This is a genomic window from Streptomyces griseorubiginosus, assembly GCF_017614965.1.
In the GTDB taxonomy this organism is placed as follows: Bacteria; Actinomycetota; Actinomycetes; order Streptomycetales; family Streptomycetaceae; genus Streptomyces; species Streptomyces griseorubiginosus_B.
This window is the reverse complement of sequence record NZ_WVUG01000254.1, coordinates 1-13,054: the sequence shown is the minus strand read 5'-3', so window position 1 is coordinate 13,054 and position 13,054 is coordinate 1. Positions and strand designations below refer to the sequence as shown.

General features: G+C 70.8%; 10 protein-coding genes. 4 read left to right on the top strand and 6 right to left on the bottom strand.

Annotated features, from left to right (window positions below; genetic code table 11):
* Window positions 1–154: 154 nt before the first annotated feature.
* Window positions 155–838: a response regulator gene (locus GRC12_RS33395; RefSeq protein WP_208783448.1), complete on the bottom strand. Its 684-nt coding sequence runs from the start codon at window positions 836–838 to the stop codon at window positions 155–157.
* 35 nt (window positions 839–873) lie between these two features.
* The gene (locus GRC12_RS33390) at window positions 874–2,067 is read right to left on the bottom strand and encodes a sensor histidine kinase (protein ID WP_208783446.1); all 1,194 of its coding nucleotides are present in this window, start codon (window positions 2,065–2,067) and stop codon (window positions 874–876) included.
* A 361-nt stretch (window positions 2,068–2,428) separates the two neighbouring features.
* On the opposite strand from GRC12_RS33390, the gene GRC12_RS33385 reads away from it, so the two are divergent.
* Window positions 2,429–2,611, top strand: coding sequence for a hypothetical protein (locus GRC12_RS33385; RefSeq protein WP_208783444.1), 183 nt, complete (start codon window positions 2,429–2,431; stop codon window positions 2,609–2,611).
* Window positions 2,612–2,645: 34 nt separating this feature from the next.
* Here GRC12_RS33385 and GRC12_RS33380 read toward each other — a convergent pair whose 3' ends face one another.
* Entirely contained in the window at window positions 2,646–4,124 is a 1,479-nt protein-coding gene (locus GRC12_RS33380; RefSeq protein ID WP_208783442.1) for an MFS transporter, read from the bottom strand.
* A gap of 490 nt (window positions 4,125–4,614) precedes the next feature.
* Here GRC12_RS33380 and GRC12_RS45935 point away from each other — a divergent pair, with 490 nt between their 5' ends.
* Both GRC12_RS45935 and GRC12_RS33370 read left to right on the top strand, forming a co-directional pair.
* Entirely contained in the window at window positions 4,615–4,872 is a 258-nt protein-coding gene (locus GRC12_RS45935; protein WP_244374170.1) for a hypothetical protein, read from the top strand.
* 244 nt (window positions 4,873–5,116) lie between these two features.
* Complete coding sequence (locus GRC12_RS33370) at window positions 5,117–5,767, top strand: TetR/AcrR family transcriptional regulator (protein ID WP_208783441.1); 651 nt, start codon at window positions 5,117–5,119, stop codon at window positions 5,765–5,767.
* Window positions 5,768–5,779: 12 nt separating this feature from the next.
* On the opposite strand, the gene GRC12_RS33365 is transcribed toward GRC12_RS33370, so the two are convergent.
* The 3 genes from GRC12_RS33365 to GRC12_RS33355 all read right to left on the bottom strand — a co-directional run bounded on the left by GRC12_RS33365 (window position 5,780) and on the right by GRC12_RS33355 (window position 11,321).
* Entirely contained in the window at window positions 5,780–6,706 is a 927-nt protein-coding gene (locus GRC12_RS33365) for an SGNH/GDSL hydrolase family protein (RefSeq protein WP_208783440.1), read from the bottom strand.
* A 377-nt stretch (window positions 6,707–7,083) separates the two neighbouring features.
* Window positions 7,084–9,702, bottom strand: a complete 2,619-nt coding sequence (locus tag GRC12_RS33360) for a LamG-like jellyroll fold domain-containing protein (protein WP_208783439.1) — start codon at window positions 9,700–9,702, stop codon at window positions 7,084–7,086.
* Window positions 9,703–9,824: 122 nt separating this feature from the next.
* On the bottom strand, window positions 9,825–11,321 hold the full coding sequence (locus GRC12_RS33355; protein ID WP_368861573.1) for an arabinofuranosidase catalytic domain-containing protein: 1,497 nt from the start codon (window positions 11,319–11,321) through the stop codon (window positions 9,825–9,827).
* Window positions 11,322–11,807: 486 nt separating this feature from the next.
* Between GRC12_RS33355 and GRC12_RS33350 the strand changes: the two genes are divergently transcribed.
* Window positions 11,808–12,839, top strand: a complete 1,032-nt coding sequence (locus GRC12_RS33350) for a LacI family DNA-binding transcriptional regulator (RefSeq protein ID WP_244374169.1) — start codon at window positions 11,808–11,810, stop codon at window positions 12,837–12,839.
* Window positions 12,840–13,054: the final 215 nt, after the last annotated feature.

Below are 13,054 nucleotides of genomic sequence, written 5' to 3'. Positions count from 1 at the left end.
CCCCACCCCCGATCAGCAGCCCCCAGCCGGGGCCACCGCCAGCCACCCTGCGGAGCCCGCACACGACCGCGATCGGCACCTGCCCCGCCGGGACTGCCGTTAGCGGCTGCGGAGTCCGCACACGACCCCCATCGACGTCCGCCCCGCCTGTGACCTACCGCTCCCCGCCCTGCGGAGCCTGCACCAGACCCGACTGGTAGGCCATGACGACCAGTTGGGCGCGGTCGCGGGCGCCCAGTTTCGTCATCGCCCTGTGCACGTGCGTGCGTACGGTCAGCGGGCTGACGTACAGCTTCTCGGCGATCTCCTCGTTGGAGTGGCCCTCGGCCACCCACGCCATGACCTCCCGTTCACGGGCGGTCAGGCCGGTCAGGTCCTCGGAGCCGGGGAGCCGGTGGCCGCGGGCCGGGGTGGTCAGGAAACGGGTGATCAGCGCCCGCGTGGCGAGCGGCGAGAGCAGGGACTCGCCGCGGGCCACGGTCCGGATGCCGTCCAGGAGCGCGTCGGCGGTCACGTCCTTGCCGAGGAAGCCGCTCGCGCCGGCCCGCAGTGCCTGGGCGACGTACTCGTCGATCTCGAAGGTGGTCAGGATCAGCACGCGCGTGTCCGCCAGGTCGGGGTCGGCGCAGATCGCGGACGTAGCGGCCAGCCCGTCGGTGCCGGGCATGCGGATGTCCATCAGCACGAGACCGGGACGGTGTTCGCGCGCGAGCGCCACCGCATCACGGCCGTCGGCGGCCTCGGCGACCACCTCCATGTCCTCGCAGGAGTCGATCAAAATGCGGAAGGTTGCCCGCAGCAGGGCCTGGTCGTCGGCGAGCAGCACGCGGATGGTCATCGGGTCCGTTTCTGTCGTGTCATCGTGATACCGCCTCACGGCGTTGCCGGGTACAGAGGCAGTCGGGTGGTGACCTCGAAGCCGCCCTCCAGGCGGTGCCCGGCCTGCAGGGCGCCGCCGACGGAGTGGGCGCGCTCGCGCATGCCGATCAGCCCGAAACCGCTGCCCCGCCCGAGCGCGGATGCGGCCGAGGCGGTGGCGGTGCCGTCGTCGGTGACGGTGATGGTCATGTGGTCGTCGCCGTAGTACAGCCGGACGTACGCGGCCCGGGCGGCGGCATGCTTGGTGACGTTGGTCAGCGCCTCCTGCACGATGCGGTACGCGGTGAGGTCCACGCCGGGCGTGAGCGGCCGGGGTACGCCTTCCGTGCTCACCTGCACGGTCAGGCCGGTGGACTGCAACGCGTCCGTCAGTTCGCCGAGTTGGCCCAGTCCCGGCGTCGGGGCGAGAGGAGCGTCGGGGTCGTCCTTCTGGCGCAGCAGGCCGACGGTGGCCTTCATCTCGCGCAGTGCCGACGACGTCGTACCGGCGAGGTCGGTGAGTATCCTCTGCACCTGTTCGGGATGGGTGCGCGCCAGATGGGCCGCCGTACCCGCCTGGGCGTTGGCCAGGGCCAGATGGTGGGCGACGACGTCGTGCAGCTCACGGGCGATGCGCATGCGCTCCTCGGCCACCCGGTGCCGTGCCTCCTCCTCGCGGCCGCGTTCGGCGTACTCGGCGCGCGCCTGCACGGCCTGCAGATACGCGCCCTTCATCCGCACCGTGCTGCCGGTGGCGACCGGAAGGAGCAGCCAGGCGGCAGGGCCCAGGGTCTTCAGGGGCCAGGGGTTGTCGTTGGGGTCGACGGCGAAGGCGGGGACGACCACGACCACGAGCGTGGCGAGGAAGAACGTCCGGGTGGTGCGGCGATCGGTGCTGACGGCCAGCCGGAACAGGGCCAGCATGACCGGTCCCAGCATCAGCGGTGTGAGGAGATGACCCAGGGCGCCCGCTCCGGCGGCCCCCAGCGCGGTGACCGTGACGACGGTGCGGGGGTGGCGGCGGTGCCAGAACAGGGCCCCGCAGGAGACGGCCGCCAGCGCGAGGGTGGGCATGACACGGTCGGAATGGTGGGTGCCGGGCACCTGGATCTCACTGCCGAAGAGGAACGCGGCGAACAGCAGCGCCGCCGCCATGGTGTCGACGACGCGGACGTGCTCGTCGTCGTAGCGCTGCCAGGGGATGCTCATCGGTTCTCTCCGGTCGTGGTCCTCACGTCATGGTGGGCGATGCCCGCCGGAAACGACGGGAGACCCTCTGGGGGAGGGGGAGGTCAACAGCCCGGGCACACGGATACCTCAGACTCCCCGAGCGGGCTCGCCACGTCGTCGTGCGGCTGCCGACAATCGCCGCTACTGAGAACGCAGTACGAGGTCGGCCGCTCTCCTCCCTGGGCAGGAAGGCGGGTTCGGCGTCGCGATGGTGCAGCGGGCTACACCCCGGGTCCGGGAGTGCGCTCCATCGCGGGGAGTGGACCGCGGACGGCAGTGTTGACGGCGTTCCCACCGTCACCGTTCTGGTCCGACCGTCACCGTCCTGGAAGGAAAACCGATGAACTCCCCGCTGGTCTCGCGGCCCGTGCTCTGGTTTCTGTTCGTGTTCAACCTGGCGGTCGCCGTGGTGGCCCCTTTCGTGGTCGACGGCACCCAGGGCGTCTTGACCTGCGTCGGCCTGGGCGCCGTCGCGCTCGGCGCGGGTGTGAGCCTGCTGCGAACGAGGAGAAGACCGGTCTGAGGGACGTCGGTGGGCGGCCCTCAGGCGGCTGGGGTCAGCTGACCGAGGACGCGTCGGCCGACGATTCGGCGGCCGGCGCCGGCGCGGTCGTCGTGACGGGGTGTCGGCGCGGGATGAACGACGCGACGGCGAAGGCGAGCAGGGCGGCACCCGCGCCGAGGGCCATGACGGACTTGAAGCCGTTCTCCGAGGGCAGCGCGTAACCGCCCAGACTGATCGTCATCTGGGACAGGATGACGCCGGCGACGGCGCTGGCGCAGGACGTACCGATCGACCGCATCAGCGTGTTGAGGCTGTTGGCGGCGGCGGTCTCGGAGGGGTCCACCGCGCCCATGATCAGGGCGGGCATGGCGCCGTACGTGAAGCCGATGCCGGCGCCGATCACGCAGGACACCAGCACCAGGTGCCAGACCTGTGACATCAGCACGATGTTCAGTCCGTACCCGGCGGCCACGATGAGCGCGCCGATCATCAAGGTCACCTTCGGTCCCTTGGCCTTGGAGACGGCGGCCGAGACCGGCGCGAAGGCCATCATCACCAGACCGGACGGCGCCATCACCAGGCCGGCGGTCAGCAGTGACTTGCCGAGGCCGAAGCCGGTCTGGGTGGGCAGCTGCAGCAGTTGGGGCAGGACCAGGGACATCGCGAACATCGAGAAGCCGATCGCGATGGAGGCGAGGTTGGTCACCAGCACCTGACGGCGGGCGGTGGTGCGCAGGTCCACCAGCGGCTCGGTGGTGCGCAGTTCGAACAAGCCCCAGGCGAGCAGCACCACGACGGCCGCCGCGAACAGGCCGAGGGTCGTGGCGCTGGTCCAGCCCCAGTCGGCGCCCTTGGAGATGGCGAGCAGCAGGGAGACCAGCCCCGCGGCCATGCCGAGGCCGCCGACGACGTCGAAGCGGCCACCCGACCGCACCTTGGACTCGGGCACGAACAGCAGAACCAGGACCAGGGCCACCGCGCCCATGCCGGCCGAGCTCCAGAACAGCACGTGCCAGTCGAAGTGGTCCGCGATCAGGGCCGCCGTCGGCAGGCCCAGCGCGCCGCCGACCCCGAGCGAGGCGCTCATCAGCGCCGTGGCACCCGCCAGCCGCTCGGTCGGCAGCTCGTCCCGCATGATGCTGATGCCGAGCGGCACCACGGCCGATGCCAGACCCTGCACCGCCCGGCCGACGATCATCGGTACGAGCGAGTCGCTGAGCGCGCACAGGATGGACCCGGTCACCAGCAGTACCACGCTGACCAGCAGCATCCGCCGCTTGCCGAACATGTCGCCGAGCCGGCCCACCACCGGAGTCGCCACCGCGGCGGCCAGCAGCGTGGCGGTCACGGCCCAGGCGGTGTCCGACGCGGGCGCGTCCAGCAGTTTGGGCAGCTCCGGGACGATAGGGATGACCAGCGTCTGCATCAGCGAGACGACGATGCCGGCGAAGGCCAGCACCGCGACCACGGCGCCCGACCGGGGAGCGGCCGGATCGGCCGCGTTCGCGGGTCTGGGAAGGGCGTCGGACATGAAATAGCCTCCAGGCACAACGGGACAGGCGAACAGCTCGCCAGTTTTAAGGCAGGCGACTGACTTACTGTAAGGGCTCGGTCTGCCTGATCGCGCCGGGACAGCCGGATCTCAGGAGGGCGTACGCACCCGCGTGAGGGCGATCTGCTCCCGTGGTATCCCTTCCACGGCGATACGGCGCTGGAGGCCCCCGGCGAGTGGGCCGCGCTGGGGTGGCGGTGCCCCCTCGCCCGCGTACGCCTGCCCAGCGGGGACGAGGCGACGCTGCTCACCCGCCACGAGAAGGTCCGCCGGCTGCTGTCCGACACCTGGTTCGGCAATGTGCTGCGCGCGGACGGCGCCGCGCGCCTGGCCGACGGGCACGTGGGCGGCGTCTTCGGCAGCGACATGGCGACGGCCATCCCGGCGCACGGCAGCGAGCAAGCGCGGTGGCGGCGGACCGTGGGCCGGTGGTGCGGGGCTGCTGCGGCCCGAGCAGTTCGTCGACGACATGGTCTCCCACGGTCACCCGGCGGACCTGCGGGCGCACCTGGCCTTCCCGCTGCCCGTGTCGGTGATCTGCGATCTCCTCGGTGTCCCCGCGTCGACCACGACCGGTTCGCGTACTGGTCCGACGCCATGCTCAACTTCACCGCTCACCGGCCAGACCTTGCTGATCGCCGGGCACGAGCCCACCACTAACGTCAACGGCAAGATGGTGGCCCTGCTGCTCGCCGACCCCTCCCTCGCGCCGCTCGTGGTCGAGTAGGCGCTGCGCTTCGACGCCCTGCCGTCCGGTACGACGGCGCTGTGCAACACCGCCGCCGCCGACCGGGACGAAACCGTCTTCGACGGGCCCGGAGAGATTCGGCTCGACAGCAGCCCCGACCGCCCGTCCATGTGCCGTTGCGTAGGCTTCCGTCGCTGGAACTCGCCGCACCGACGGCGGACCTGCGACGGCTCGAGGGGCTGGCCGTCGGAGGGCTGAGCGAAGTCCCGGTGCGGTGGTGAGCATGGCGAGCAGGACGGCACGGGCGGAACAGGTCAGCGCGACCCGTGAGCTGATCCTGACCGCGGCGGAACGGCTGTTCGCCGAGCGCGGCGTCAACGCGGTCTCCAACCGTCAGGTCAGCGAGGCCGCCGGCCAGGGCAACAACACGGCCGTGGGCTACCACTTCGGCACCAAGGCCGACCTGGTCCGCGCGATCGTCCGCAAGCACGCCACCCGCATCGAGGAGATCCGCGCCCGGCTGCTGGCCGGCATCGGCGACTCCACGGACGTACGCGACTGGGTGGACTGCCTGGTGCGTCCCGTCCCCGAGCACCTCGGCGCGCTGGGCGGACCGACCTGGTACGCACGGTTCTGCGCGCAGGTCGTCACCGATCCCGCACTGCACGAGATCCTCGTCGAGGAGTCCCTCGCCTCCCCGACCCTGCGCCAGATCATCGACGGGCTGACCCGCTGCCTGCCCGAACTGCCCCCCGAAGTACGGGCCGAGCGCGCCGAGATGGCCCGTCATCTCATCGTGCACATGCCTGCCGAGCGGGAGCGCGCGATCGCCGAGAACCGGGCCACGCCCCGCGCCAACTGGGACGATGCCGCCAGCGGCCTCGCCGACGCGCTCGTGGGCCTGTGGCTGGCCCCGATCTCGTCCCGTTCCTGAAATCCAGCCCGTTCACCCCGTGACGCCGAAGGCCGACAGTGTTGCGTCGGCCATGCCCCGTTCCCCGCGCTCGTTGGGGTGGACGGCGGCGGCCGGGGCGAGCGGGACGAGCGGCTCGATCCAGCGGGTGTCACGGGCCGAGCAGGCGTCGTGCCCCACGGAGGGCGTGTACGTGTCGACATAGCCGACCCCCGCCGCTTCGGCGCGCGCCCGCAGCATCGCGTTCAGCTGCCGGTTCTCGGCATGCAGATAGCCGACGTCTCCGGGCGCCAGCCCCATCGTCCGCCCGCAGTTCGATCCTTCGGCCGGCAGGATCGCCGGATATCCGACGACGTACACCCGGGCCCGCGGGGCCCGGCGCCGGATCTCGCTCAGTGCGCCGGTGAGCCGCTCGCCCGCCGCGCGGATCTTCTCCTCCGTCTCGTCGGTGCCGCCGGCCCCATAGCGTTCGCGGCAGGGGGCGCCGTCCGAGGCTTGGGTGCCGCCGAGCGCGTAGAAGACGACTCCGCGCTCCACACACTGCTTGATCATCGAACTGAATCCGATGTCGTTGCCGCCGATGCCGAGGGTCACCAGACGTGTGCGGCTGGAAAGGGCGTCCAGCTGCGCCGGGTTGGCCCCGTCGTCGGTGCCCTGGGCCAGGGTGAGGGCGCCGATGGTGGCGCCGCTGCAGCTGACGTCGCGGAAGTCGGTCGCGTCGAGGCCCAGTCGGCGGGCCACCAGCGAGGGGTAGTTGCGGTCCGAGCGGTCGCAGCCGGCCGGGCCGCCGTGCTGGTCCGGGATTCCAGGACCCGCGGTGTAGGAGTCGCCCAGGGCGACGTACGGTCCCTTGGGCGGGGCCTGGCCGGGGCTGTCACCGTGGTGGGTGACGCCGAGCGTGGTGCCCAGCGCCCCGAAGGCGAGCAGCCCGGCCAGCAGGGCCCGTACGGAGGTCTTCATCGGTGTCCTGTCCTTCATCACTCTCGAGTCCGGCGCGTCCGGACGTGGCCGGAGCGTCGCTCGGCCGGGGGAGGGCGGCTGGACAACCGAGCAGTGGGCGGAGGCGGAGCCCTGGACCCGGCACCGGACGGGGGGAGTCCGGCGCCGGGCCCGGCGCCGCGCCGTGCACCGATTTCGGGGGCGGTGCACGGCACGCGGGGTCGCCTCCGCTTAGGCGGCCCCGGTCGGACGACGGACGCGGGTCCCGTCCGACAAAGGGTTGCTTGCGTCAGGCAAGCATACATAGGTTACTTGAGTCAAGCAATAGGAGTCCCTATTCCTTGAGTACAAGCAGAGCGGCGCGCGCGCCGCGACAGGTTGGGGGACACTCCCTTCCGTCAAGTCAGCGTGAGCTCCAGGACCGTGACGGACAAAGGCGGCAACGTACTGGTGAAGGCCGCTGCCGCGCCCGTGACCGTGCTCGTGGTGGGCACGAGGGCATGGGGGTCGGTCAGGGTGTTGGTGGTGGTGCGTGACGCTCCGCTCAGCACGGTGGCCGTCGCGGTCCTCTTTACTCCCTTGGCCAGCCCCCGCAGCTCTATGGGGACGCTCGCCTTCTGCGTGCCGGAGTTGACGATCGCGAGGTAGAGCCGCTTCCCGGCGCGGGTGGCGACCGTGGCGACGGCAGGCAGCGCACGCGCCGTGGCCGGCAGGACGGTGTCGCCGAGCCGGCTCGTCAGCATGTGCTGCGCCCAGTAGCTGGGTGAGGCGTAGCTGGTCAGGTTGTCGTAGGCGATCAGGTTGGTCGCCCAGACGTTGTTGTTGACGTTGGAGAAGAGAGGCGCGTAGCACTCCATGAGGACCTGGTCGGAGTTGCGGATCAGTCCGGCCAGCCAGGCGGCGTCGCCGAGCGCCGCGTTGAGGTCGGGGGTGGGGCGGCCTTCCTGGGCGGCCCACTCGCCGACGAACACCTTCGTCGACCCGCGGTCCCGGTTGTCGTACTTGTGAGTGGAGGCCTGGGCGGCGGACGGCGCGAGGTAGTAGTGCTCGTCGATCAGGTCCGGGGTGCGGCTTGTCACTGTTGTCGAGGCGATCAGCTTCAGGCGGGGGTACTTGGCCTTGATCGCGTCGTGGAAGGCGGCGAACCGCTCGTCGTAGGACCCCGAGGAGTCGAACCAGTCCTCGTTGCCGATCTCCACGAACTCCAGCGGGAACGGTTTCGGGTGACCGTCGGCGGCCCGCTTGGCGCCCCAGGTGCTGGTGACGGGACCGGTGACGTACTCGATCTCGTCGAGGGCGTCCTGGATGTACGGCTTGAGGGCGTCGCCGGTGACGTGTTCGCCCCGGAGCGAGTAGCCGGCGAAGACGGCGAGCACCGGCTGGGCACGCAGGTCCTCGACCCACTCGAGGTATTCGAGCAGTCCGAGACCGTCGGTGGACCAGTAGCCCCAGGCGTCGTCCATGTGGCCGGGGCGCTCCCAGACCGGGCCGATGGTGTTCTTCCAGTTGAACCGCGTCGCGATGGTGTTGCCCTCGAGGAAGTTCCCGCCGGGGAAGCGCAGGAACTTCGGCTTGAGGGCGACCAGTTTCTCCATCAGGTCGACACGCAGACCGTTCGGGCGGTTGTTGTAGGTGGGCGGGAAGAGGGAGACGTGCTGAAGCCAGAGCGTCTCGCCCGCGGCGGACACGTCGTCGGTGGTCACGGTCAGCCGCGCGTCACCGACCACGGGAACGCCCGAAGGGGTGCGCAGGGTCAGCTCGAAGGGGCGGTCCCGGAACGCGGTGCCCACATGGGCAAGACGCGCTGAGGCGTACACGGTCGAGCCGTCCGCGGACTCGATGGCCACCCTGAGCGGGCCGAGGCGTCGGGTCGCCTTGGCGAACAGCCGGGCGGTGTAGGTGGTCCGGGGCCGCACGGGTATGCCCCAGAAGCCGTCGTTGGCCACGCCGGCCCGGTTGCCCGCTCCGGTGGTGGTCGGCAGGACGACCTTGAGGGACCGCGTGAGGACGTCGTTGAGCGGGGTGGAGGTGTCCAGCGCGAGAGTCGTCCCGCCCACCGCGGACCAGTGCACGGGGGAGGTGTCGCTGGCCATCATCGAGCGGTTCTGCACGAGTTCGGCGTAGATGCCGCCCTCGCCGGAGTGGTTGATGTCCTCGAACATCAGGCCGGGCAGGATGGGGGAGACGGCGTGCGCCGGGTTGCCGACGTCCACACTCAGCAGCGGTGTCGTGCTCTCCACCGGCACCCCCGCCAGCGCGGCGACCTGGTCGGAGGTGAGGGCGGTCGGGAACAGCCGTACGTCGTCGATCAGACCGTGCCACTGGTCGACGTGGCCGCCGCTGTAGAGCGCCCGGCCGACGGCGGTGTCGCCGGTGCCGGCCCAGCCGGAGGTGTAGTCGGCCTGGCCCTCCAGCACGCCGTTCACGTAGAGGCGGGTGACGCCGGCCGAGGGGTCGCTGACGCCGACGAGGTGGGTCCAGGTGCCGGTGGCGGGAGCCGAGGCGGCGGCCGCCACGGCGGCACCCTGATCGGCGTCGGAGTCGAGCCGGGCGAAGGCGAACGTGCCGGTGTCGTCGCGCAGCCCCAGGTAGAAGGCGCTGACGACCTTGCCGTCGATGCTGACGGCGGTCTGGTAGCCGCCCAGCCGGCCGAGGTTGACCCAGGCGGCCACCGTGAACGCCTTGGAGGTGTCGAGGACGGGCCCGGACGCGGTGGCGTTGCCGCCCGCCGTGAGGTTCAGGCTGTGGGCGCCGACCTTGCCGGTGTCCCAGCCGGCCGCGCCCTGGAGGGTCACGGTGTGCGCGTTGCCGGACGTGTCGGCGGCGGAGGTGCCGGAGCCCTCGTCGAAGGTCCAGTGTGCGGCCGCGGTGGGCAGGTCCGTGACGGTGGCGTCCGCCGACGGGGCGGAGCCCTCGGCGGCCCGGGCGGGAGCGGCGGCGGCGAGGGTGCCGGCCAGGGAGGCGGCGCCGAGGGCGGTCAGAACGGTTCTGCGGGGCAGTCCGGCTTCCGAAGGCATGTGGGGTTCCTTTGTGAGACGAATCGGCCGGGAGAACTGTGGGGAGGACGGAGATGATCAGGCGGGGGACGCGGCCCGTCGGCCGGGAGGACCGACGGGCCGTCGGTGAGCGGTCGTTGAGGTCAGGGCGCGATGTCCCACTGCTGGCAGACGTTGTCCAGCTGCGCCCACTGGCGCACGGACGTGCCGTTGGCGGTGCCGCAGTTCGCCACGTCGAGGGTCATGCCGCTGTTGACGTTGGTGATCGTGTAGTGGCTGCCGGCCGGGGTGACGTCCCACTGCTGGCAGGTGTTGCCCAGTGACGCCCACAACTGCGCCGCCGTGCCGTTGCTGATGCCGCAGTTCTTGTCGTCCAGCACCGTGCCGCTGTTGACGTTGGTGATGGTGTAGTGGCCGTTGCCGGCGCTCGCGAACTTCCACTGCTGGCAGGTGTTGCCGAGGGAGGACCACAGGTCGACGGCGGTGCCGTTGGCGGTGCCGCAGTTGACGGCGTCCAGCACCTTGCCGCTGTTGGGGTTGGTCAGCCGGTAGGCGGTGCCGGTGACCGGGAAGGTCTGGGCGGCCTGGGTGTAGCCGACCGAGACGATGTTGGCCTGCACCGCGTTGTCGGCCGCGTCGGTCGGGTAGCCGGAGGTCATGACGCCCTCGAAGAACGAGCCGTCGGACCAGTTGCTGTCGTCGCCGCCGGTGCCGAGGACGATGGCGCCCTCCTTGTGCATCGGCATGTAGCCGGTGGTGGTCGGCAGGCTGCCGTTGTAGTCGGTCTTCAAGGTGCCGGACTGGGCGTTGCCGTCCTTGATGGCGTACGTGGTCGTGCCGTTGTTCTTCTCCAGCGCCGTGACGAACGTGCTGGAGTTGCCGGTGTTGTTGCTGTCGGTGCCGTTTCCGCCGGCGAAGAGGCCGTTCTCCAGGTCCGCCATGACCCACGGGCCGGAGCCGGAGCAGGGCGTGAACCAGCACTCCGTGCCGAAGTTGACGGCGTCCATGTGGCCGTTGCCGGTGTCCTTGCCGCTGGTCTCGGCGTTGCCGTAGTCGAAGCAGCAGTTGCCGTCGACGTGGTGGCCGCTGGTGACCATGTAGGTGCCCTCCGGCTGGCTGCCGGTGGCGATCCCGGTGGTGCTGTTGTCGCGGTAGCCGACGCCGGCCTGCACGGAGACCCCGTACACCTTGTGGCCGCCCGCCGTGACGGGCAGGGCGTTCGCGATGGCGCCGACGTCCTGCCCGCCGTTGCCGCCCGGGCCCTCGACGGTGAGGTTGTTGCCCTCGCCGCTCTGGTCGAAGATCTCGGTGATGACGCACTCCGTGCCGGAGCAGAAGGAGTCCTGGGCCGCCGCGTTGGCGTAGCCGCCGGCGGTGAGCGTCCCGATGTTCGTGGTGGTGTTGTCGGACAGACGCTTGACCTGGTAGAGCGCGCCGCTGTACGAGGCGGACAGCGCCCGCGTGGTGCTGTGCGCGGCGACACAGGGCGTGCCGGCGGAGGCGTAGACGTCACAGGGGAGGGACGAGGCGGCCTGGGCCGTGCCCGCGGTACCGATGGCCGCGGCCAGGATGCCGGCGAGGAGGGCGAGGACCGCGCCCACCACCCTGAGCCGGAGACCTCTCAGGTGTCTGACTGTCACTGTGAACCTCTTCCGTCGTGCGTGCCGGCCCCGCGGCGGGTGCAGGGGCGGGGGAGGTCCGCTGTCTGCGGACGAGCGGATTGTGAGCGTTAACAAGCGAGCACGTCAGACGCCGTCGCTCATCCGGAAGCGTCGGGGGAGCGGGGGGTGTGGGGTGCGGCTCAGGCGGGTCACGTGCGGCTCTGTGCACGGGCGGATGGGGTGATCGCCCGGTCTCGCGACTCCGTCTTTCTACGCTGGGATGAATAGCCGGTCAACTCTCCTGAACAGTCAAGAGAGTGGAAACAAAAGCTTTGAACTCTGCTTCCCCTGCCGGGCGTTGGTGGCGCAGCGGCGGATCGCATCGGGGGAAAGCCGCAGTTCATCGTGGATTCCCCGCACATGGCAACGCTGTCGGAGCATTCGACGACAGCGCCTTCTCATGCCTTGACCCCTCCGGATTGTGTGCGTTAACAATTCCCACGACAGCCAGTGAGGAGGTGGAGCATGGACACGGAACGCGCACCGGTGATGGCGGACGTGGCCCGGCTGGCGGGCGTGTCGCACCAGACCGTCTCGCGGGTCCTCCACGACCACCCGAACGTACGGGCCGCCACCCGCGACCGGGTCCTGGCCGCGGTGCGCGAGCTCGGCTACCGACCCAACGCCGCCGCCCGCACCCTGGCGACCCGCCGCACCCGCACCCTGGGTGTGATCAGCTTCAACACCACCCTGTACGGCCCCGCCTGCATGCTCTACGGCATCGAGCAGGCGGCCCGACAGCACGAGTACTTCGTCACCGTGGCCGCCGTCGGCACACTCGACCGGCGGTCCGTACTGGACGCCGTGGACCGGCTGCGCGACCAGGGCGTCGAAGGAATCATCGTGATCGCGCCCCAGACCTCCGCGATCGCCGCGCTGGCGAACGTCCCCTCGGACGTGCCCCTGGTCGCGGTGGGCTGCGGGACCCACGCCGCGCTGGCCTCGGTGGCGGTGGACAACGAGGCGGGTGCCGAACTCGCCACCAACTACCTGCTGGACCTCGGCCATCGCACGGTGCACCACCTGGTCGGACCGCGTTCCTGGCTCGACGCGCAGGAACGCGAGGCCGGTTGGCGCGGCACCCTGGAAAAGCGGGGTGCCGCGGTGCCCGAGCCGCTCGCGGGTGTCGACTGGACGGCCCGCACCGGATACGAGCTCGGCCGGCGCGTCGCCACCGACCCCGATGTCACGGCGGTGTTCTGCGCCAACGACCACATGGCACTCGGCCTGCTGCGGGCCCTGCAGCAGGCCGGGCTGCGGGTGCCCGAGGACATCAGCGTGGTGGGTTTCGACGACATGCCGGAGACCGAGTACTTCGGCCCGTCCCTGACCAGCGTCCGCCAGGACTTCGACGAACTCGGCCGACGCGCCCTGCGGCTGCTGATCGAGATCGTCGGAGACCCCGACGCGGGGCTGCAGATGGCCGACGAGACGCACCACATCGTCATCCCGCCCACCCTCGTGGTGCGCACCTCGGCGACCCGCCCCCGACCCTGAACGAGGGAGTCCGTATGGACTGCTGCCCATCAGCGTGACCGGAACGTCAATTCAGCTGTGTGCATTGCCAGTTGTGCGTAAGTCCTGACTGAGCGTCAGGCAGCTGCCACCGCGCCGTCGGCCCCGCCCCACCGCCGCGACGAGCGCCTCCTGAGCCTCGTACCGCTCCGCCGTGAACCCACGCATCCCCCTCGCCGGGACGCTCCGGCATGCCC

Coding starts and splice junctions, on each gene's coding strand:
- GRC12_RS33380 (WP_208783442.1), bottom strand. CDS start 4,124: ATGTCCGACGCCCTTCCCAGACCCGCGAACGCGGCCGATCCGGCCGCT.
- GRC12_RS33385 (WP_208783444.1), top strand. CDS start 2,429: ATGAACTCCCCGCTGGTCTCGCGGCCCGTGCTCTGGTTTCTGTTCGTG.
- GRC12_RS45935 (WP_244374170.1), top strand. CDS start 4,615: ATGGTCTCCCACGGTCACCCGGCGGACCTGCGGGCGCACCTGGCCTTC.
- GRC12_RS33365 (WP_208783440.1), bottom strand. CDS start 6,706: ATGAAGACCTCCGTACGGGCCCTGCTGGCCGGGCTGCTCGCCTTCGGG.
- GRC12_RS33350 (WP_244374169.1), top strand. CDS start 11,808: ATGGACACGGAACGCGCACCGGTGATGGCGGACGTGGCCCGGCTGGCG.
- GRC12_RS33395 (WP_208783448.1), bottom strand. CDS start 838: ATGACCATCCGCGTGCTGCTCGCCGACGACCAGGCCCTGCTGCGGGCA.
- GRC12_RS33370 (WP_208783441.1), top strand. CDS start 5,117: ATGGCGAGCAGGACGGCACGGGCGGAACAGGTCAGCGCGACCCGTGAG.
- GRC12_RS33390 (WP_208783446.1), bottom strand. CDS start 2,067: ATGAGCATCCCCTGGCAGCGCTACGACGACGAGCACGTCCGCGTCGTC.
- GRC12_RS33360 (WP_208783439.1), bottom strand. CDS start 9,702: ATGCCTTCGGAAGCCGGACTGCCCCGCAGAACCGTTCTGACCGCCCTC.